The sequence below is a fragment of the Clostridiaceae bacterium HFYG-1003 genome (assembly GCA_024579835.1).
GTDB lineage: Bacteria > Bacillota > Clostridia > Clostridiales > Clostridiaceae > JG1575.
Map to the genome: position 1 here is coordinate 44,270 of CP102060.1, position 22,733 is coordinate 67,002.

Annotated in this window: 13 protein-coding genes, 2 pseudogenes and 1 other annotated feature; all 15 genes and pseudogenes read left to right on the forward strand. The window is 56.8% G+C overall.

The genetic code is table 11. From position 1 onward, the window contains the following. Positions 1–59 precede the first annotated feature (59 nt). On the forward strand, positions 60–1,382 hold the full coding sequence (locus NQU17_00210; protein ID UUM12022.1) for a DUF4839 domain-containing protein: 1,323 nt from the start codon (positions 60–62) through the stop codon (positions 1,380–1,382). A gap of 205 nt (positions 1,383–1,587) precedes the next feature. Continuing rightward, positions 1,588–1,791: a binding site (T-box leader), on the forward strand. A 37-nt stretch (positions 1,792–1,828) separates the two neighbouring features. Beyond that, the gene (gene proS / locus NQU17_00215; protein ID UUM12023.1) at positions 1,829–3,271 is read left to right on the forward strand and encodes a proline--tRNA ligase; all 1,443 of its coding nucleotides are present in this window, start codon (positions 1,829–1,831) and stop codon (positions 3,269–3,271) included. Next, positions 3,271–3,615: a hypothetical protein gene (locus NQU17_00220; GenBank protein UUM12024.1), complete on the forward strand. Its 345-nt coding sequence runs from the start codon at positions 3,271–3,273 to the stop codon at positions 3,613–3,615. The genes proS and NQU17_00220 overlap by 1 nt, the downstream gene beginning before the upstream one ends. A gap of 111 nt (positions 3,616–3,726) precedes the next feature. Further along, complete coding sequence (locus NQU17_00225) at positions 3,727–5,100, forward strand: MurT ligase domain-containing protein (protein UUM12025.1); 1,374 nt, start codon at positions 3,727–3,729, stop codon at positions 5,098–5,100. Continuing rightward, a complete protein-coding gene (locus NQU17_00230) occupies positions 5,097–5,807 on the forward strand; it encodes a hypothetical protein (protein UUM12026.1) in 711 nt (236 codons plus the stop codon). Before NQU17_00225 ends, NQU17_00230 begins: the two co-directional genes overlap by 4 nt. A 201-nt stretch (positions 5,808–6,008) precedes the next feature. Next, a complete protein-coding gene (gene uvrB / locus NQU17_00235; GenBank protein ID UUM12027.1) occupies positions 6,009–8,009 on the forward strand; it encodes an excinuclease ABC subunit UvrB in 2,001 nt (666 codons plus the stop codon). 5 nt (positions 8,010–8,014) lie between these two features. After that, positions 8,015–10,834 (forward strand): annotated as a pseudogene (gene uvrA, locus NQU17_00240) (excinuclease ABC subunit UvrA). Positions 10,835–11,174: 340 nt separating this feature from the next. Continuing rightward, on the forward strand, positions 11,175–12,383 hold the full coding sequence (locus NQU17_00245; protein ID UUM12028.1) for an FprA family A-type flavoprotein: 1,209 nt from the start codon (positions 11,175–11,177) through the stop codon (positions 12,381–12,383). Positions 12,384–12,547: 164 nt separating this feature from the next. Beyond that, positions 12,548–13,519 carry a hypothetical protein gene (locus tag NQU17_00250; GenBank protein ID UUM12029.1) on the forward strand — a complete coding sequence of 324 codons (972 nt, stop codon included), beginning with the start codon at positions 12,548–12,550 and terminating at the stop codon, positions 13,517–13,519. Between the two features lie 498 nt (positions 13,520–14,017). Further along, a complete protein-coding gene (locus tag NQU17_00255; protein ID UUM12030.1) occupies positions 14,018–14,458 on the forward strand; it encodes an FHA domain-containing protein in 441 nt (146 codons plus the stop codon). Between the two features lie 12 nt (positions 14,459–14,470). Beyond that, on the forward strand, positions 14,471–15,667 hold the full coding sequence (locus NQU17_00260) for an FtsW/RodA/SpoVE family cell cycle protein (GenBank protein UUM12031.1): 1,197 nt from the start codon (positions 14,471–14,473) through the stop codon (positions 15,665–15,667). Continuing rightward, on the forward strand, positions 15,668–17,395 hold the full coding sequence (locus tag NQU17_00265; GenBank protein UUM12032.1) for a penicillin-binding protein 2: 1,728 nt from the start codon (positions 15,668–15,670) through the stop codon (positions 17,393–17,395). Between the two features lie 28 nt (positions 17,396–17,423). Beyond that, a pseudogene (gene uvrC / locus NQU17_00270) lies at positions 17,424–19,277 on the forward strand (excinuclease ABC subunit UvrC). Between the two features lie 427 nt (positions 19,278–19,704). Continuing rightward, positions 19,705–20,631, forward strand: coding sequence for a UDP-N-acetylmuramate dehydrogenase (murB, locus tag NQU17_00275; GenBank protein ID UUM12033.1), 927 nt, complete (start codon positions 19,705–19,707; stop codon positions 20,629–20,631). 594 nt (positions 20,632–21,225) lie between these two features. Beyond that, entirely contained in the window at positions 21,226–22,674 is a 1,449-nt protein-coding gene (locus tag NQU17_00280) for an MFS transporter (protein ID UUM12034.1), read from the forward strand. Positions 22,675–22,733 lie beyond the last annotated feature (59 nt).

Genomic DNA, 22,733 nt, shown 5'->3' on the forward strand with positions numbered 1-22,733 from the left:
TGATTTGTGACTATGGGCGAAATATCTTATCAAGTGTTGTATTTTTTAGGGGGATTTAAATGAAACGTTTATTCTCAGCAACGTGTATATTTTTTATAGCTTCATCACTATTTTCAGGGTGTTCAGCAGCACCGAAATCAACACAACAAACTCCAAGCGAGACGCCAGAACATCAGTTATATCTTGATATTGCCTTCGAGTCGAATCTTCTCATGAGCAAGTATGATGTAGATGTTTTTCTGGATGATACCCAAATAGGATCGATCAAACACGGTGAAAACTTTACTAAGACCTGTTCAGCAAAAGAGGGGGAGCATCAATTAATTTTCTATAAAGACGGCGATCAATCCATAAAAGGGTCAACCCCAATTTCGGTATCTGAAGAAGCGACCTTCAAATGCACCATACATGCCAGTGGATCAGAAATCAAAATTGATGCAATCCAGATGCTCGACTCAATAGTTGGTTCTTCTATCAAGATGGACAATGCCAGTGGATTGAACCTGCAGGAAGTGCTTGATATGTTGAGCGCCAAGGGTTTTGTGAATGTCCAGTCTAAGGCTGAGGACGGAGATTCAATCTGGGATAATTCAAATTGGACAGTCATTCATCAAAATGTGGAGCCAGGAAAAGAAATCGACAAGAATGAAGCGATTATACTGACCTGCATTAAGACAGAGGGCTATTTGAACAATATGTTTGCCGGAATGTCTATTGCGGAAGCCAGAGCCAAAGCGCAGGAACTGGGATATTCGAAGGTTACATTTGAAAATACAGATTCATATGCAGATGTTACATCCCAGGTGGAAACAATGTCCAAGGAGGATGCAAAGCACTGGTTGGTCGAAAAGGTCAAAGAATCCTCTTCGGATAAAAAAATAATTATTGTCTCAATAAAATCAGATCAGCAAACTGATCTCACTGTTCCTGAACCAGTCGTTGATAATCCGCAGGAACCGGCTACCCAACCCCAAACGGAAACGAATGCTTCCTCCCAATCCGGGGCGATTATAACGGTTAAGAACAATAAAGAGTTCAGCAAAATCATGAAGGGTGACGATTTAACCTTAAACCGGGCTTTTACAGAAAAATATATGGGAAGGACTATCGAGTTTGATGGTAACATAGCTTATCTATCTCTTCATGGCAGCTATAAAACAAGGTGGGATTTTTTGATCCATGCATGGGATTATAGTGAGGACTCAGTGACAGGAGCTCATTTTCAATTCAGAGATTGTGGAATTAATGATCTTCATATAACAGGTGATGATACTTCCAGGGATATCGAGATGGGTCAAAACATCCATGTCATTGCAAAAATTGTGGGTTATACAAACGGAGACCTGATTTTACTGGAACCAATCTCAATTTCATTTAGATAGACAATGGTGGAAATGGATCGAAAAGGGCAGTAACTTAGGAGTTAAGCAACCTAATTGCATCATTAATACCGGAGCAGTAACTTTCCCCGAACCTGATCAGATCGGAGGAGTTGCTGCTTCTTGTGATTTCATGACCCTCATGGATGCATAGAAGATCAGTCCATTGACAAAACGGGTGAGATCTGACATATTTAGGAGTGAATCAGGCATTGTGATTGAAGTGGAAAAGTACAGGGCGTGGGAACATCAGAGAGAGTCGGATGGTGAAAAGACTCGTTTGGATCCCCTGGAACCCGCCACGGAGCTTCATCCAGGGAATGGGATGACGTCCGGCCGCGTTAAGGCATTGAGCGGACAGCGGAATACGCTGTCAAACAGGGTGGTACCACCGGAGGATCCGGTCCCTTGATCAGGTGCTTTTTATTATTTTTTGGGAGGAAACGATTATGGCAGACAACAAGAAGAAAAAAGTTGAGCAGATCACCGATATGGAGGTGGATTTCGCTCAGTGGTATACCGATGTGGTGCGCAAAGCTGAACTGGCTGATTATTCCTCGGTCAGAGGCTGCATGATCATTCAGCCGTACGGCTACGCGCTGTGGGAAGGCATTCAGGCTTACCTGGACCGTCGCTTCAAGGAAACCGGACATGTCAATGTATCCATGCCCCTGTTCATTCCGGAGTCGCTGCTGCAGCGCGAAAAGGATCACGTGGAGGGCTTTGCCCCCGAAGTGGCCTGGGTTACCCATGGCGGCAGCGAGGAGCTGGCGGAGCGTCTCTGCGTCCGGCCGACTTCCGAGACGTTGTTCTGTGAGCACTATGCCAAGGTCGTTCAGTCCTACAATGACCTGCCCAAGCTCTACAACCAGTGGTGCAACGTGGTGCGCTGGGAAAAGACCACCCGGCCGTTCCTGAGAACTTCCGAGTTCCTCTGGAATGAAGGTCATACCGTGCATGCCACGCAGGAAGAAGCCGAGGCTGAGACCATCCAGATGCTGGATATCTACGCCGAGGTATATGAAAAAGTCCTGGCAATTCCGGTGATCCGCGGCATCAAGACCGACAAGGAAAAATTCGCCGGCGCCAAGGCCACCTATACCGTCGAATCCATGATGCATGACGGCAAGGCGCTGCAGTCCGGAACCAGCCACTACTTCGGTACCGGCTTTGCCGAAGCCTTCAACATGACCTTCCAGGATAAGGACGGACAGCTCAAGCATGTCCACCAGACCTCCTGGGGGCTGTCCACCCGCAGCATCGGCGCCCTGATCATGGTGCACGGTGACAATTCCGGTCTCGTCCTGTCTCCGAACATCGCTCCTCATCAGGTCATCATCGTCCCCATCGCCATGCATAAGGGCGGAGTCCGTGAAAAGGCCCTGGAACTGCAGAGCGAGCTCAAGGCCGCCGGCATCCGGGTCATCACCGATCTGACGGACAAATCCCCCGGCTGGAAATTTGCCGAGTCAGAAATGAAGGGAATTCCGGTCCGTCTCGAAGTCGGACCCAAGGATATCGAACAGGGTCAGGTTATCCTCGTACGCCGCGACACCGCGGAAAAGGAAATCGTCGCCATGGATCAGCTGTCTGCCCGCCTGCCCCAGCTGCTGCGCGAAATCCACGACAGCCTCTTCGCCAAGGCCAAGGCCCGGATGGAAGAGAAGACCTATGAGGCTCACACTATGGATGAGCTCAAGGAAATCGGTGAAACCAAGCCTGGCTTCATCAAAGCCATGTGGTGCGGCGAACTCGCCTGTGAAGAGAAGATCAAGGAAGACGCCGGACTGACCTCCCGCTGTATTCCCTTTGACGGCGAAAAGACCGGAGATACCTGCGTCTGCTGCGGCAAGCCCGCCGACAAGCTGGTGATCTGGGGCAAGGCCTACTAATGGACATCCGCTTCGGCCCCCTGGAAGTCACCGGCGATTTCACCCTGCGCAACATCAGGGAACTGGGCTTTGACCGGGATTTCATCCTGCTTCTGCCCCGTCCGGTGCTGGAGCTGAAGCTGGGTGAGGGCACCCTGCAGCTGGTTCGGTGCACCCGCCTGCTGCTTCGGGCCTCCCTGAACGTCCCTGAGGTCACCTGCCATTTTCTGGCCGAGGAGGATGTGCAGTCCGCCGTGGCCAACTATACGTTCCGCGCCGACCAGATGACCCTGGAACTGGAAGTAGCCGCCGGCAAGACCCGGCTGCGGCTGACGCCCCGATCCGGTGACCGGACGGATCAATAATCTATCGCCAGCCGGCCCCGCTGATCTTTTCGTGAACAATCACGGAATGCCTCAGAGGGCCGGTTGGTTGCTGTTATAATAAAGGAAGAAATCATTGGGAGAGGATAAGCTATGTCAACCCTCAGATACCGGCTGGCGCTCTATGGCGGCAAAGCCGCCCGGCTGGGACTCCAGCTCTTGAAGCGGCAGGGCACCTACCTGCCCGGCGTGGTCTCGGCCCGCATTGACCGCGACTACCTGAAGCACCTGCCAAAACCGAAGCGCATCATCGCCGTTACGGGCACCAACGGAAAAACCACCACCTCCAACATGATGCTGGACATACTGTCCATGCGCCATGACCGGATCGTTAACAACAGCATCGGATCCAATACGGACTCCGGCATCATCACGACACTGGCCGACAACCTGGACCTGGCCGGCCGCAAGAAGTCCGAACTGGCCATCCTGGAAGTGGATGAGCGCTGGACGCCCCGGATCTTCCGCCATGTGACCCCGGATCTTTTAATCATTACCAACCTGTATCAGGATTCCTATAAACGGAACGCCCACACGGACTTTATCAAGGCGACCATTGAAGAGGGCATTCCGGCTTCAACCAGACTGGTCCTCAACGCCGATGACCTGATCAGTTCTCAGATCGGCGCCGGCAACGAGCGGGTGTTTTTCTCCATCGCTCCCCTGGAAGGGGAAGAAGAGCGGCGGGATTCCCGCCTGAAGGACATCCGGTACTGCCCCCGCTGCGGCGCACCGCTGCATTGGGATTTTGTGCGGTATCACCACATCGGCCGGGCCCACTGCCCGGACTGCGGCTTTACCAATCCGACTCCGAAGTACGTTGTCACCGCCGTTGACTACACCGAGCGCAAGCTGTTCGTGGAGGAGGCCGGAGAAGCTGTGGAGCTCCCCCTGATCCTGGGCACGACGGAAGCGATCTACAACCAGCTGGCCGCCTACAGCGCACTGCGCGAATTCGGCCTGAGCCGGCAGGAGCTGGCCGAAGCCATGGGCCGGCTGCGTGTGGTCAGCTCCCGCTACAACGCCACCCGCGTCGGGGATCGCACGATCTATCTGTTCTGCGCCAAGCGCATGAACCCCATCGCCAACTCTCGCGTGTTCGATGCCATCAAGAAGCATGCCGGACCCAAGACCGTCATCATCGCCAACGATGATCATCAGGCCACCCGTTATGACGAAAACCTGGCCTGGTTCTATGATACCGACTTTGAATACCTGGCCGGCGAAGACCTCAACCGCCTCATCATCAACAGCTGGCGGTCCAACGACCTGGTGGTGCGTGCCCTCATGGCCGGCATCCCGGAGGCGAACATTCGCGCCCTGGATGACTACCAGCGGGTGCCCGAACTGGTCAGCCTGAATCAGCCGGGGGACATCTTTATCCTGCACGGCATCCATGTGCCCAGCCGGAAGGAAGCGGAATTCATCCGCGATGAGTTAGTCCGGCGACTGGAGGGACAGCAATGATCATCGAAATTCTATATCCCGGATTCATCCTGTATGGCGACCGGGGCAATGTCGAATACCTGGAAAAAACCTTTCCCGACGCGGAGTTTGCGTATACCGAGATCACCGAGCTACCCCACCTTGCCCGAGAGAAAGTAGACCTGGTCTACATGGGACCCATGACGGAGGCCAACCTGGCGGCGGTGACCCGCCATCTGACCCCGTACCGGGACCGCCTGCAGGAGCTGATCGAGGGGGGAACCTTCTTCCTCATTGTCAACAGCGCCCTGGAGATCTTCGGCAAGTCCATCGAACTGCCCGATGGCAGCAAGCTGCCCACCCTGGAGCTGCTGCCCTTTACCACCCGGCGCAATATGAAGGACCGCCACGACAGCACCGTTCTGGGCCGGTTCCTGGGTCAGCCCATCATGGGCTACGATGCCCGCTTTACTGAACAGTACGGCAATGACCGCATGCCCTTCCTGGTGGTTGAGCGCGGCCACGGGTTCAACCGCAAGAGCAAGCTGGAAGGCATCCACTACAAGAACTTCATCGGCACCAACCTGATGGGACCGATCCTGGTCATGAATCCGCCCCTGATCAAGTACATCAAGCGCGAGCTCACTGGCACCGAGGACATCCCCTACGAGGTCTACATGAAGGCCGGCTATGAAACCCGGCTGGAAAAATTTCTCCAGTCCCGCGAGATTCTCAACCAGCATAAATAGCTTTTTTCCGCTCAAATACCCAGACCGCGCCCTGCCGGCGCATCTGAGCCAGGCCTGTGTCAAACAGGCCTTTTTCCGCCGGATGGAACGGGAAAAAGTCATACAAAGTTCATGGGACGTTAAACCAGACTGACTTTACTAGGCAGATTTCAGGTGGTATATTTAGAACGTATGTTTATATTATGCAAAGGAGGAAGCGCGATGGAAGGGACCTTCAAGATCAATTCAAAGTTTCAGCCGACGGGGGATCAGCCCCAGGCCATCGATACCCTGGTGGATTCCATCAATGCCGGCAACCGGTTCCAGACCCTGATGGGCGTCACCGGCTCCGGCAAGACCTTCACCATGGCGAACATCATCGAACGGACCCAGCGGCCCACCCTGGTGCTTGCCCACAACAAAACCCTGGCGGCGCAGCTTTGCTCCGAGTTCCGGGATTTTTTCCCGGATTCCGCCGTGGAATACTTCGTTTCCTATTATGACTATTACCAGCCGGAAGCCTATGTGGCCTCCTCCGATACCTTCATCGAGAAGGATTCCTCCATCAACGATGAGATCGAAAAGCTCCGCCACTCCGCCACCAACTCCCTGTTCGAGCGCCGTGACGTCATCATCGTCGCTTCCGTTTCCTGCATCTACGGTCTGGGTAATCCCGACGAGTACCGCAACCTGTCCCTGTCTTTGCGGCCGGGCATGATGAAGGATCGGGACGACATCATCCGCAAGCTCATCGAGATGCAGTTCGAGCGCAACGATGTGGATTTTACCACTTCCACCTTCCGGGTCCGGGGCGATGTCCTGGACATCGTTCCGCCCTTTACCAGCGAGCGGGCCATCCGGGTGGAGTTCTTCGGCGATGAGGTCGAGCGGATCCGTGAATTTGACATCCTGACTGGTGAGATCCTCACGGATCTCAATCACGTCTTCATCCGTCCGGCGTCCCACTTTGCCACGTCGGAGCAAAAGCTTAAGCCCGCGCTGGATCAGATCGCGCTGGAGCTGGAAGTGCGGCTCAAGGAGCTGACTTCCCAGGACAAGCTGCTGGAAGCCCAGCGCCTCAAGCAGCGTACCCAGTTCGACATGGAGATGATCCAGGAAATGGGGTACTGCTCGGGCATCGAGAACTACTCCCGGATTCTGGACGGTCGGGCACCGGGCACGCCGCCTCACACCCTCATCGACTACTTCCCCGATGATTTCCTGCTCTTCATCGATGAGAGCCACGTCACGCTGCCTCAGGTAAGGGCCATGCAGTCGGGGGACCGCTCGCGCAAGCAGTCCCTGGTGGATTACGGCTTCCGCATCCCGGCCGCCTATGACAACCGGCCGCTGACCTTTGCCGAGTTTGAGGGCAAGATCGGGCAGTGCCTGTTCGTTTCGGCCACGCCGGGTCCCTACGAAAAGGAGCATTCTGCCGTCGTCGCCGAACAGGTCATCCGACCCACCGGCCTGCTGGATCCCGAGGTCATCGTGCGTCCCATCAAGGGCCAGATGGACGATCTCTACAACGAAATCAACCGGACCATCGAGAAGGGCTTCCGGGTTCTGGTCACCACCCTGACCAAGCGCATGGCCGAAGATCTGACCAAGTACTTCCAGGATCTGGGCCTTAAGGTCACCTACATGCATTCGGAAATTGACACCATTGAGCGGATGCGCATCATCCGCGATCTGCGGCTGGGCGAGGCCGATGTCCTCATCGGCATCAACCTTCTGCGTGAGGGTCTGGATATTCCGGAGGTGGCGCTGGTGGCGATTCTCGATGCCGACAAGGAAGGCTTCCTGCGTTCGGAAACCTCGCTGATTCAGACCATCGGCCGGGCAGCCCGAAACTCCGCAAGCAAAGTCATCATGTACGCCGACAACATGACCAACTCCATGACCCGGGCCATCGGAGAAACCAACCGGCGCCGGGCGATTCAGGAAGCGCATAACCAGGCGCACGGGATTGTGCCCCAGACCATCCTCAAGGGGATCCGGGATGTCATCGAGATCTCGAAGCTGGCGGAGGAGACCGTGGAATACAAGTCGCTGGAGGATGCCATGACCTATGACGTCAAACAGCTGGAACAGACGGTGAAAAAACTGGAAGCCGACATGAAGAGAGCTTCCAAGGATCTGCAGTTTGAGCAGGCAGCCTACCTTCGGGACGAGCTGTTCAAGCTGCGCAAGGAACTGACGAAAGTAAGGAGCGGTAAGTAGCAGCCATGAGAGATAAAATATCCATCCGGGGAGCCAAGGTCAACAATCTGAAGAACGTGAGCCTGGACATCCCCCGCGACCAGCTGGTGGTGTTCACCGGCCTGTCCGGTTCGGGCAAGACGTCCCTGGCCTTCGATACGCTGTATGCCGAAGGCCAGCGCCGCTACGTCGAATCGCTGTCGGCCTATGCCCGGCAGTTCCTGGGCAACATGGACAAGCCCGATGTGGAATCCATCGAGGGCCTGTCGCCGGCCATCTCCATCGACCAGAAGACCACCTCCCGCAACCCACGCTCCACGGTGGGAACGGTGACGGAGGTCTATGATTACCTGCGCCTGCTGTTTGCCCGCATCGGCATTCCGCACTGTCCGGTCTGCCACCGGGAAATCTCCCGCCAGACCGTCGATCAGATGGTGGATAAGATTCTGGAGCTGCCGGAGCGGTCCAAGATCCAGATCCTGGCACCCATGGTCCGCGGCCGCAAGGGCGAACACGAGAAGGTTATTGAATCCATCCGGCGCAACGGCTTCGTCCGGGCCCGGGTGGACGGCAGCCTGTATGACATCACCGAAGAGGAAATTGTCCTGGAGAAGAACCTGCGGCACAACATCGAGGCCGTCATCGACCGCCTCATCGTAAAGGAAGACATCCGCACCCGCCTGACCGGTTCCCTGGAACAGGCGCTGAAGCTGGGGGAGGGGACCGTCATCATCACCGTTGACGGCCAGGAGGATCTGCTCTTCTCCGAGCATTTCGCCTGCCCCGATCACCAGGTCGGCATTGCCGAGCTGGAGCCCCGCACCTTTTCCTTCAACTCCCCCTGGGGAAAATGCGATGTCTGCGACGGCATCGGCACCCTGATGGAGATCGACGAGGACCTGGTGGTGCCTGACCGTTCCAAGTCCCTTATGGAAGGGGCCTTCGCCTCCTGGGGCGATGGCCGGCTCAAGGAAAATTCCTGGACCATGGGCATCCTCAATGCTCTGGCCAAGCGCTACAAATTTGACCTGAGCACACCCTTCCAGGAACTGCCCCCGGAGATTCAGCAGATCCTGCTGTACGGCACGAACGGGGAAAAGCTCAAGGTCCACTACACCAAGAATTACACTCAGGGCGTCTACAGCCATGCCTATGAGGGGGAGATCAACAACCTGAAGCGCCGCTACATGGAGACGGGATCCGACTGGATGAAGCAGGAAGTCGAGCAGTTCATGAGCGACAATCCCTGCCCCAAGTGCCACGGTCAGCGGCTGAGCCAGGAAGCTCTGGCCGTGACCGTGGGCGGCAAGAACATCTCGGAATTCACCGCGCTGTCGGTGGGCGATGAACTGGCCTTCATCAAGGAACTGGTGCTGTCGGAAAAGGAAGCGGCCATTGCCGAGCAGATCCTGACGGAGATCAAAGCCAGGCTGTCCTTCCTGACCAATGTCGGGCTGGATTATCTGGACCTGGCCCGCCGGGCCGGCACCCTCTCGGGCGGAGAAGCCCAGCGCATCCGTCTGGCGACGCAGATCGGCTCGTCCCTGATGGGCGTGCTGTATATTCTGGATGAGCCCAGCATCGGGCTGCACCAGCGCGACAATGACAAGCTCATCGCGACCTTGAAGGCTCTGCGCGATGCCGGTAACACGCTGGTGGTGGTGGAGCATGATGAGGACACGATCCGCAACGCGGACTACATTGTGGACATCGGTCCCGGCGCCGGCGAGCACGGCGGCGAGGTCGTAGCGGCCGGCACCCTGGAAGAAGTCAAGCAGTCCCCCCGTTCCATTACGGCGGACTACCTGACGGGCCGCCGGCGCATCGAGGTGCCCGCGGTCCGCCGGCCGGGGTCCGGCGATCGTATCCGGGTGCTGGGTGCCAAAGAGAACAATCTCAAGGAGATCGACGTGGACTTCCCGCTGGGCGCTCTGGTGGCCGTCACCGGCGTATCCGGCTCGGGCAAGAGCACCCTGGTGAACGAAGTGCTCTACAAGGGCCTAAACCGCAAGATCAACAAGACCCGCACCATCCCCGGCAAGCACCGGGATATCCTGGGCGCGGAATTCATCGATAAGATCATTGACATAGATCAGAGCCCCATTGGCCGGACCCCCCGGTCCAATCCCGCCACCTACACCGGTGCCTTCGACCTGATCCGGGAACTGTACGCTTCCACGCCGGAAGCCAAGGCCCGGGGCTATAAGCTGGGCCGCTTCTCCTTCAATGTTAAGGGCGGGCGCTGCGAAGCCTGCAGCGGTGACGGTATCATCCGGATCGAAATGCAGTTCCTGTCCGATGTCTACGTGCCCTGCGAGGTCTGCGGCGGCAAGCGCTACAACCGCGAAACCCTGGAAGTCAAATACAAGGGCAAGAGCATCTGGCAGGTTCTGGACATGACGGTGGAGGAAGCCTATGAGTTCTTCGAGAACCAGTCCCGGATCCGCAACAAAATTCAGACCCTGATGGATGTCGGACTGGGCTATATCCGGCTGGGCCAGCCCTCCACGCTTCTTTCGGGCGGCGAGGCGCAGCGGGTCAAGCTGGCCTACGAGCTGTCCAAGCGCTCCACCGGCAAGACACTCTATATTCTGGATGAGCCGACCACCGGGCTCCACATTCACGATGTGGGCAAGCTCATCGACATCCTCCAGCGCCTGGTCGATGCCGGCAATACCGTCATCGTCATCGAACACAACCTGGATGTGATCAAATCCTGCGACCACATCATCGACCTCGGACCCGAAGGCGGTGACCGCGGCGGCACCATTCTGGCCACCGGCACCCCGGAGGAGATTGCGGCGCTGCCCATCTCCTATACCGGACAGTATCTCAAGCCCCAGCTGGAAGCAGCCCGGCAGATCCCGGTCAAAACCAAACCGGCCCGCCAGACCGCCGGCAAGGCAAAAAAAGCCGACGCGGAGCCGACGGACAAAACCGCGGATGCTCCAGCGGCGAAAAAACCAGGCCGTCCCCGCAAGAAAAAAGAATAGCCGAAGCATGTCCGGCCCGGCCTGCCCCAGACCCGGGGTGAGGTCGGGCCGGTTTGACCGGAGGATCGGTCCGGTTCGAATTTGAGCCATGGATCGGCTCGAACCGGTTTTTCCGGCAAACTATGAAAAAAAACTGTCAGGATCGACAGTTCGTGATAACATGAATATATATCGCATAAAATCGGAGGATACTATGACCAGAGAAATTGCCAAAAATATTACACTGCTCTCCATGAATGTGGAAGGGCTGCTTTTTGAGGGCATGTGGCATATGCCCCATGGTGTTACTCTCAACTCCTATATCGTCAAGGGCGAACGGACGGCCATCATCGATGGCTTCTGCGGCTGGGATGGAGTTCCGGAGACGCTCTACAAGCTGCTGGATGAAGCCAATGTGACGCTGGATTCCATCCGCTACCTCATCATCAACCATATGGAACCGGACCACTCCGGCTGGATTGAGGATTTTAAGAAACTGCATTCCAACTTTGAAATTTACTGCACCAAGGAATCCGCGGCGCTGCTGCGCGCTTTCTACGGCTTCGAAGGCGTGATCCATGAGATCACGGATGATGAAACCCTGGATCTGGGCAACGAGGTCCGTCTGCGCTTTAAGAAAACGCCGAACATCCACTGGCCCGATACGATGATGACCTTCGAGGAGCAGTCCGGCTGCCTGTTCAGCTGCGACGCCTTCGGATCCTTCGGAAAGCTGGAGCAGAATCTGGCCTCCGAGACCGACGAAGCCACGCTGGTTCACCTGGAGCAGGAGCAGCTGCGCTATTTCGGCGCTATCCTCAATACCTTCTCGCCCTTTGTCCTGCGGGGCATTACCAAGATTGAGAATCTGCCCATCCAGATGATCTGCCCAGGCCACGGACTGGTCTGGGATTCGCCGGAGCTGGCATCTCATGTCATTGCGGATTATCGGCGCTATGTCGAGTATGCCAAGGGCAATGCGGAACCGCAGGTTACGATTCTCTACGGCAGCATGTACGGCAATACCGAAAAGATGGCTCACATCGCCAAGGCTTACCTGGAAGAGAAGGAAGTGCCCGTGGTCATGCTGAAGGTTCCCGAAACGGATCTTGGCACCGTCCTGATGCACACCCTGGAATCCAAGGGCCTGGTGGTAGCAGCGCCCACCTATGAATACAAGATGTTCCCCCCCATGGCATCCACGCTGGATGAAATGGGCCGCAAGATGATCACTCATCGCAAGGCGGTCTACTTCGGCAGCTACGGCTGGAGCGGCGGCTGCCTCAAGGAGTACAACGAACTTCTGGAGGATCGGCGCATGAAGTACGAATCCTACGGCGAGACCGAATTCAACGGCGCTCCCACAGAGGAGACCATTGCCAAGGTCAAGTCCGACCTGGACAAGCTCATCGCCGCTCTCTAATTCGACGACTCGAGCAACGGCCGGTCCGATTTTGTATCGGGCCGGCCGTTCCTGATCCTTCCGGTGATTCACCGTCAACTTTTCTTCTATCAATACAGAAAGCCGGATTACTTCCCCTGATCTTTGAGCAAACACCAGAGACCGCTGCCTGCGAAAGGAGAACCGTGGATTCATCACATTCCATCCGACAACTGCTTCATCGTCGACTGGTCCTGCTGACCAGCGCGTTATTAGGTGCCTTGACCGCGCTGGCCGCCTTTCTGGCAGCCACGCCCTGGCTGAATCAGGTCAGTTCCGACCGGCTCCTGCCGGGACTGTTCCGGGTGTTGCTGCTGTGGGGGCTGATTGCTTTCATGCTGGCAACCGGAGCCGCACTTCTGGATCGCCTGCGCCAGCATCGGAATCTGCGCGGGCTTGACCTGAGCCAGACCAAAGCGGATCTTCTGGCTCAGGCCGAATCCGTCGGACTGAACGGAACCCTGGTTTTGAGCGGGCATCATCTGCTGAATCTGACCGATCTTTCCGGCGCAGACCTCAGGCAGGCGACCGCTCTGACTCTGTGGTTTCTTCCCGGAGACCGCGATGCCTGGCTATTCGCCCGCAAAGATCGAGCCCCCCTGGTTCCATTGCCATTCACCGGAGCATCACTCCGGGAAGACGGTTCGCGGGGGTCACTGGAACAGTTCATGGAGACCGTCAGGCGGCGCTATCCGCAGCTTCAATCGGAATCAGACCGGGCGGCACTTGGTCCGGATTCAGTCAGGGCGTTGAAATTCCTGAGCGGAAAGGGCAGTCTGTTTGCCCTGTATCTCAGCTCCTCGCTGCTGATGAAAAGTGGAATCGCCGCTCCCTGGCTCTTCGGAGTTCTGGCGGCCTTTCCGGTGTATTACTGGGTCCGCCGCATCCGGCTGTATGACCAGCTCTCGCGCCGAACCGCCGGATTGGTGGAACTGATCCTGTATCTGGCCCTGCTTGGGCTGCTGGTCTGGATCAGACCTTTCCTCAATGACGGCGAATTGAGCCTCATGATGCTTCCATACCTGGCATTTCTGATCGTGTGCAACCTGTGGCTGTATAATCAGAGACCTCGTCCTGTCAGAATCATGCCCGACATCTCCACCCGCCAGGATCACTGATCCCTTGACCACTGCGCTCCTGATCCCAAGGCAGCCCACTCTGCCCAGGATGTTCAATGCCTTAACTCAAACAGCTCCTGGTACGACTGAACTGCAACGACAGTTTCTGCTCGGTAGCGGATCTGCCTTTTCGAAGGATTCACTGCCTGCTCGGAAGGACATACTCTTTCATTCTTCAACAGCTTTCTTATCATGCCCAAAGCCGGCATGTTAGGAAAGCTGTTTGTTATCCGGCGGGCAGTCCGGTTCGACCGGTTCGTCTGGATGACAGGAGGATTTGCTGGGGGAAGGACTCGCTTCAAACATGGGGGAGTTATGAAGGACACGATGAATGGCGTTGCGAATGGGCTGATCGCTCTTTACCGGATTTTAACTTCTTATCCGGGGATTTTTGCTAGACTGAGGGTTAGGCATTGAAGCTTTGGAAAGATTAATTTTCTTTTCATGTCAATGCGATATCGTGTTATCAACCATTGAGTGAGAAAGGGGGGATTGGACATGGATCTGACGGGTATTATCGCCACGGGTTTTTCTGTGATCTTTATCCTGACATTATACTTTTTTATTTTTCGGGCCCTGCGTCTTATGAAGCGGGACGTGGATGCGGCGGACCGCCAGCCGCTGACGCCAACCCAGGTGCAGTGGGCGCTGGAGGTAGTTGAAAGCGGGGCCGATCCGAAGCTGCGCAAAGGCACGGTGATTCCGCTGCGCAGCGGCATGACGCTGGGGCGCAAGGACGACAATTCGGTGGTGCTCCATGATCCGTACGTTTCGTACCATCATCTGCGTTTTTTTGTGCATGAGGGGCGTTATGTCATTGAGGATCTGGATACCACCAACGGAACGAAACTGAATCAGCACCGGCTGGAACAGAAAACCTACCTGAGGGTCAACGACCTGATCACCCTGGGTTCGACCGTTCTGCGCGTCATCAACTAGGAGGACTTGCATATGAAGCCAAAACGCAACGGCCTGGCCGGGTCGGTTTATTTCCTGACCATGGCTCTGTTCGCCAATATCGCCATCGCGGCACGTCCCATGGACCCCGGAGCCCTGATCATCGGGCTGGTTCTGTGCGTGCTCATCTGGTACGCCCATCTGATCGTCCAGCGCTTTTTCAGCCAGGGCGACAAATACCTGGTATCCTTTGCCACCATGCTCTCGGTCATCGGCATCGCCATGATCTATCGGGTCAACTCGGCCTTGGCCATCCGTCAGGTGCTCTGGTTCATCCTGGGCGTCGCGCTGTACTGCGGCATTGTGATCGTCCTGCCCGACTTAAAGCGGTTTGCCCGCCTGCGCTACCTCTATCTGATCCTGACGCTGGTGTTTGTGTCCATGGCCATGCTGTTTGGTCGGGAAATCAACGGGGCGAAGAACTGGGTGTTTATCAAAGGCGTTTCCTTTCAGCCCAGTGAATTCGGCAAGATTTTCTTTGTTCTTTACATGGCCAGCGCCTTGCGCAAGTACCGGGATCTGCGCAGTCTGATCGAACCGACGATTGTCGTGGCGGTAACCCTGGGCTTCATGGTGCTGCAGAAGGATCTGGGCTCTGCCCTGATCTTTGCATCCATCGCCCTGACCATGCTTTATGTCGCCACCAATCGCCTGAAGTATGTGGCGGCCGCTTTAGGCATCGGCTCGGTGGGAGCGGTGGCCAGCTTCTATGTGTTTGACCACATCAAGGTCCGGGTGCGGATGTGGCTGGACCCGTTCAGTGACCGCAACGGCTACGGCTATCAGATCGTTCAGGGCCTGTATGCCATCGCTTCCGGCGGTCTGCTGGGCCGGGGGCTTTACCAGGGCAGCCCGTCCCTGATTCCGGTCCGCGAATCCGATTATATTTTCGCCATTCTGGCGGAGGAATTCGGCGTCATCTTCAGCATGGGCATTCTGATAATCTATTTCCTGATGTTTTACCGCAGCATCCGGGTAGCCCTGAATGTGCGCAGCATCTTTTCCTCGCTCCTGACCGTCGGCTTTTCCACCATGATCGCCATGCAGGCCATCGTCATCGTCGGCGGCGTGCTTAACGTCATTCCGCTGACCGGCATCACCATGCCCCTGATCAGCTATGGCGGAACATCAATGCTAACGGTATTTTTCGCCCTGGGCATCATCCAGAAAACATCAGAGGAGGCGGCCTAAATGTCATTCTTTCATCGCAATCGAAAATACAGTTCGCCGTCTGTCCCGAACCAGTCGACCGCTCCGCAGGACCTGACCCCGGAGACCTTTGTCTATCCCGGGCAGTCCGCCGGCTCGGCGGATCTCGATTCCTTCGTCTACGCACCGGATCAACCGGCTTCCAGGCAGGGAACGGCCAAAGGCGAATCGACTCCGCCGGCCGATCTGTCCGACCTGGATCTGGAAGCCCGCTATGAGGTCGATTTTGAGGCGCAGCGGCGCCTGCTGCACCGCAACATCAAGCGGGTAGCGGCCGTCATACTGGCCATGTTCATCGGCCTGATGTCCTACCTGGGATACTTCCAGGTCACCCGGGCCGAGAGTCTGCGCACCGATGCCGGCAACCGGCGCAATGCCGAGGCCCGCAACAAAGTGCTGCGCGGTTCCATCTTCGACCGCAGCGGCAAAGTCCTCTCCCGCAGCGTGCTGCACGAGGACGGTACCCAGACCCGGGAGTACCCGGGCGGCGAGCCCTACGGCAATATCCTGGGCTATGTCTCCGCCAAGTATTCCGTCACGGGCCTGGAATCCACCATGGATCAGATCCTGTCCAAGCAGCCTGGCGTGGATGAACTCCTGACCCTTGATTTTCTCTCATCCCTGCTGAATCCCGAAGAGGGCGTCACCAAGAAGCAGGTCGGCCAGTCCCTGCACCTGACCCTGGATTCCGGCCTGCAGAAGGCCGCCTACGAGGCCATGGACGGCCGCAAGGGTTCCGTGGTGGCATTGGATCCCAGAACCGGAGAAATTCTGGCCATGGTTTCGAGTCCCGGCTTCTCCGCCGCCCGACTGGACGAAGTCATGAAGAAAGTCAATTCGGACAAGGATTACGCCGCCACAGCGCCGCTGATCAACCGGGCGGTGAACTCGGTGTTCGCCCCGGGTTCCACCATGAAGACCATCACCCTGGCCGCCGGCCTGGAGTATCTGCCCGGACTCCGGGAACGCGTCTTTGAGGACAAAGGCTACATTGAGTTCCCGGATGGATCGCGCCTGAACAACTTCAACAACAACGTCTACGGGGAAATGAACCTGCAGTCCGCCTTCACCAATTCCTCCAACTACATCTTCGGCAGCCTCGGCATCGAGCTGACCAACGAGCAGCTGCGCCGGACGGCGGAAGCCCTGGGCTTCAATCAGCCCATTGAAATGCAGGGGCTGAAGGCCCGCAAGTCGGTGTTTCCGACCCTGGGCGAATACGCCAAGGGGGATAAGGCCCTCACCGCCATCGGTCAGGGAGCGGTTGCGGCAACCCCGCTGCAGATGGCCATGGTGGCCGCGGCAGTAGCCAATGACGGCCAGCTGGCTGCGCCAGCCTTGATTTCACAGATTACCGATAAGGACGGCAAGGTGGTGTCTCAGGCCGGCGAGCCGGTCCTGACGCAGGCCCTGTCCCAGGAAGTCGCCGCCACCGTCAAAGCCATGATGATCCAGAACGTCAAGTCCGGCGGCTCAAGCTACCGCTCCCTGGACCGCAATTCGGGAGCCGGCAAGACCGGCACTGCTCAGTTTGAAGTGTCCGATGGCACCCGGGTTCATGCCTGGTTCATCGGCTTTGCCCCGCAGAAGAATCCCCGCATCGCCTTTGCGGTGGTGATGGAGGATCTGGCGGACGTCAAGGAAAACACCGGTGCCCAGCAGGCCATTCCGGTGGTCAGGGATCTCCTGAACTACTGGAACAGCCGCTGAACGATTATTCTCGCAAGGAGTCCCGTCTATGTTTGATTTTGAACACCAGCTGAAAATCCTGCCCGACTCCCCCGGCGTTTATATTATGAAGGACGCCCGGGGCGAGATCATCTATATCGGCAAGGCCAAGATCCTGAAAAACCGGGTTCGCCAGTACTTCCGAAATTCCCAGCGGCTGGATACCAAAACCCGCCTCATGGTGTCCCATGTGGCGGAATTTGAATACATCGTCACCGACTCGGAAATTGAGTCGCTGATTCTCGAGCAGAACCTGATCAAGGAACATCTGCCCAAATACAACATCAACCTGAAGGACGACAAGCGCTTTCCCTTCATCAAAATCACCCTGAAGGAAGATTTCCCCAGGGTGTTCATGACGCGCCAGACGCCCAAGGACGGATCGCGCTACTTCGGTCCTTTCACCGACGTCAACTCCGTGTATGAGACGCTGGAGTCCATCAAGGCCATTTATCCCATCCGGACCTGCAGCCGGACCATCCTGGAGGGGGGACCCTATACCAGGCCCTGCCTCAACTACCACATGGGCCTGTGCAAGGCGCCCTGTGCCGGCTATATTTCCAAGGCGGAATACGGCGCCATGATCGAGGAAATCATGGAGCTGCTCAACGGCGGCGATCCCGGCATGAAAAAGCAGCTCAAGCGCGACATGGAGGCAGCTGCGGAAGCGTTGGACTTTGAGCGGGCCGCCCGGCTGCGCGACCAGTACCTGGCCATTGACAAGGTGCAGAAAAAGCAGAAAATCTACTTTGCCCAGAAGGAGTCTGACGAGGACTATGTGGCGCTTTTCCAGGACGAGACCGATACCTGCATTCAGGTCTTCTTCCAGCGCGACGGCAAGATTCAGGGGCGGGAGCACTTCATTGTGACCGATACCCTGGATCAGTCCCCCGAGTCTCTGATGGGCGAGTTCCTGGAATCCTTCTACGGCAAGACTGCCTATATCCCCCGGATCATCTATTCCCAGGAAGTGGAGGAGCCGGAGCTGATCGAGCAGTTCCTGACCCTGAAGAAGGGCACTCAGGTCCGGCTGGAAGTTCCCCGCCGGGGCGACAAGAAGCGTCTGGTGGAGCTGGTGCGGCGCAACGCCGAAGTCACGCTGTCCGCGTTCAAGGGCAAGATTCTCAAGGAAACCGCCCTGGGCGAGGAAGCCCTGGAATCCCTGGCCGCTTTGCTGGAACTCGAGGAATTCCCGCACCGCATTGAGTCCTTCGACATCTCCAACATCGCCGGTGTGGACAGCGTCGGCTCCATGGTGGTGTTTGAGGAGGGCAAGCCCAAGTCGTCCGACTACCGCCGCTTTAAGATCAAAACCGTTCAGGGACCCAATGACTACGACTCCCTGCGTGAAATCATGGTTCGGCGCTTCCAGCGCGGCCTGGAGGAAATTCAGCGAATGAAGGATTCCGAACTGGAAATCCGGCAGGGCAAGTTCTCCTTCTTCCCGGACCTGATCCTGATGGATGGGGGCAAGGGCCAGGTGTCCCTGGCGGAGGACGTGCTGCGCGGCCTGAACCTGGAAATCCCGGTGGCCGGACTGGTCAAGGATGACCGCCACCGTACCCGGGGGCTGATCTACCGCAATCAGGAAATAAATCTGAGCGGCTACAGCAATGTGCTGCATTTCATCACCCGGATTCAGGACGAGGTCCACCGCTTTGCCATTACCTACCACCGCTCCTTGCGCAAGCGGACTCAGATCCGGTCCGTGCTGGACGACATTCCGGGCATCGGCGAGCGCCGGCGCAAGAATCTGCTGCTGAAGTTTGGCAGCATTGAGGCCATCCGGGCCGCTTCCCTGGAGGAGCTGCAGTCCGTTCCGGCCATGGACAAACGCGCGGCTCTGGCGGTTCGGTCATTTTTCGATCCGCCGATACCAGAAGGCGACAGCAGTCAACGACTAACTGATCCGGCAGAGTCTCCGGAGAATCCGGCCGGGCCGGACCGGGATCTTCCGAAAAATGAAACGGACCGGATAGTGCCGGAGGCCGAACCGGAAGCAATAAACTGGGAGCAGTCGGAGTCCGGGGCTCAGCGGCCGGATCCGGAAACCTAGACCTCATCAGGCTTTCGAGCCTTCTTCAGGCAATTTGGACAAGACAGATCCGCCGGACTATTTCCGAAGCAGGTCACTCTGGTATATAATAGATTGAAGTGTTATGGCAGATTGCCGTAAGATATAACAGGATGCAGGGAACCCCTGATCCAAAGAAAACCCTGCACTGGGTGAGCGGACGGCCGGTCCCTCAGGGGCTGCCGCCTCCCCGGCTAGTATGAAAGTTGGAGTTAACATGAATCAATATTTAGAATTTGCCAAACGGCTGGAGGCTTGCCTTCCCCAGGAGAAAATCCTGATTGACGAGCCGATGAAAAACCACACGAATTTCAAGTTGGGCGGACCGGCCGATATTATGGTCCTGCCCTCTTCCCAGTCGGAACTGGAATGCATCCTGAGCCAGGCGCGTCAGGAGGACATTCCCTGTTTCATTATCGGCAACGGCTCCAACCTGGTGGTCCGCGACGGCGGAATCCGAGGACTGGTGATCAAGCTGGAACAGCTCAATCAGATCCGGGTAGAAGGGGACTGCATCATTGCCGATTCCGGCGCGGAGCTCAAAAAATTATCCGATCTGGCCCTGACTCATCACCTGTCCGGACTGGAGTTTGCCTGCGGCATCCCGGGAACCCTGGGCGGCGCCGTCTTTATGAACGCCGGTGCCTATGACGGGGAGATGAGCCATGTTCTGGAATCCGTCACCATCGTCACCCCGCAGGGGGAGAAGCAGGTGCTGACCCGGGATGAGCTGGAACTGGGCTACCGGACCTCCCGGGTGAAGACCCGCGGGGATATCGTCATTCAGGCCCGCATGAAGCTGACCCCGGGATCCTATGACTCGATCCAGGCCCGGATCGCCGACCTGACCAAAAAACGCGAGGACAAGCAGCCACTGGAATATCCATCCGCCGGGTCCACCTTTAAGCGGCCCGTTGGCCACTATGCCGGAAAACTGATTCAGGACGCCGGACTCAAAGGCTATGAACATAACGGCGCGGCAGTGTCCGACAAGCACTCCGGCTTCATCATCAACAAGAACAACGCCACCGCTCAGGATGTGCTGGAGCTTATCGCCTTCGTCCAGAAGACGGTACGGGACCTCTACGAGATCCAGCTGGATCCGGAAGTTCTGATCGTTGGCGAAGATCTCAAGCAGAACTGATCCGCTATCTTCTATGCCAGTCATCCAGCCCCCGGACTATCCACGATCTGGCGGATCATCAGGGTCTTTACGGATTATCATGGTTTTACGGACCATCCCGAGTCTTTGCGGACCAAATAGAGCCACTTAGCATTGCCCGCCGTTGAGCGGGCAATGCTGCGTTGGAATAAAAAATACAACCGGAAACCAGACCATCGGCACCAGCTCGGGCAATAGCCCTTGCGGGTGTCTTTTTTTAACAGTTCATGCCCCCGGAGATATCGATGGAACCGATCCAGCCTCTGACGGGATGGGTGAACAGCAGCCGGATGGAATCAGTCGGGGGCAGTGGAATCCGGACGGGACAGAGAGAAGTAAATGGGGACAGACGGGTACAGTCGGGTACAGTCTGGCACAGAGAGAAACAGGCGGAGACAGACAGGTTCAGACGAGACCAGACGGAAGCAGCGGCAGCGGAACCGTTCAGAAAGAAATGGAAATATCACTTGGAATGATTCAAAAAAACTTTGGCTGTTACCGAAAAGGTGATGAATTTACAAATAAAAAATGGTATAATGCTTATTCGAATAAACAAAAGTTAAAGGGGCGTTCGATTTGGAAACTGCAAATACATCTACGAAACAATACGAAGGCAATGACAGGCTGCTGCTGGGCATCGTCCTTGGCGTCATTACCTTCTGGCTTTTTGCCCAGACTACGCTTAACATTGCGCCTGCGATGCGGGAGGATCTGGCCATTGACGTGAGCAGCAGCAATCTGGCTGTCAGCATCACCGCGCTGTTTTCCGGGATTTTCATCGTTGTCTTCGGGGGCATCAGCGACCGTGTCGGCCGACTCCGGATTACCCGGATCGGTCTTGGACTGAGCATTCTGGGATCACTGCTGATTGCGCTGTCACCTTCCGGCGCTCCCTTGTTTCTCATTGCCGGACGGATTATTCAGGGCCTGTCCGCTGCCTGCATCATGCCGAGCACCCTGGCGCTGATTAAGAGCTATTACTCCGGAGCGGCACGCCAGCGCGCGGTCAGCTACTGGTCCATTGGTTCCTGGGGAGGATCGGGTCTGTGCTCTCTGTTCGGCGGCATTCTGGCTTCCACCATCGGCTGGCGCTGGATTTTCTGGATTTCGATTCTGGTCGCGGTGATGAGCTATGTCCTGCTGGCTGGTACTCCGGAAAGCCACAGCGAGGGTTCCCAGTCCGGGAAAGGTGTGGATCTCCCCGGCATTTTATCTTTTATGGTCGGCATGGTCGCCTGGAATGTTGTCATCGGCCAGGGTGCCCGGCTGGGCTGGGTGAGCCCGCTCACCCTGGGATTGGGGGTTCTGGCTCTGGCCGCCCTGGCAGTTTTCTTCCGGATCGAGAAGCTGTCCGCCGCTCCCTTCATCGATTTCAAACTGTTTGCCAACAAAACCTACACCGGGGCGACGCTGTCGAATTTTCTCCTGAACGGTGCCGCCGGCACGCTCATGGTTGCCCTGTCCCTGGTCCAGATCGCGGCCGGCATGTCATCGTTTCAGGCGGGTATGCTTACCATCGGCTATCTGATTGCGATCCTTCTGACCATCCGGGTAGGGGAGAAGCTCCTCCAGAAATGGGGGGCTCGCAAGCCGATGCTTCTGGGCAGCGCCATCACCGGTCTTGGCATTTTCCTCCTGTCCTTCACGTTCATTCTTGCCAGCCAGTATATCTTTCTGGCCGTCATCGGCTTCACCCTGTTCGGCATCGGTCTTGGCTTTTACGCCACACCGTCCACGGATGCGGCCCTGTCCACGGTGCCGGCGGAGAAAGCCGGTTCCGCCTCCGGGATCTACAAAATGGCATCCTCGCTGGGCGCGGCCTTTGGCGTTGCGATCTCCGCCGCGCTGTTTACCGTGCTGAGCAATGGCCACGTTGAATTTCTGGAAGGGCTGTTCTGGGGCCGGCAGGACAATATCGCCGTTCGCTACGCCGCTGCCATTGCGCTGCTGTTTAACCTCTTCATGGTCCTGGTTGCCATCATTTCCATCCTGGCGACGGTACCGCCTGCCAAAGCCAAAGCTTAGCAGCCATCCGTGCCAGATGGACCAGACGGCTGCCTGAACGGATCGGACTCTGATTCATC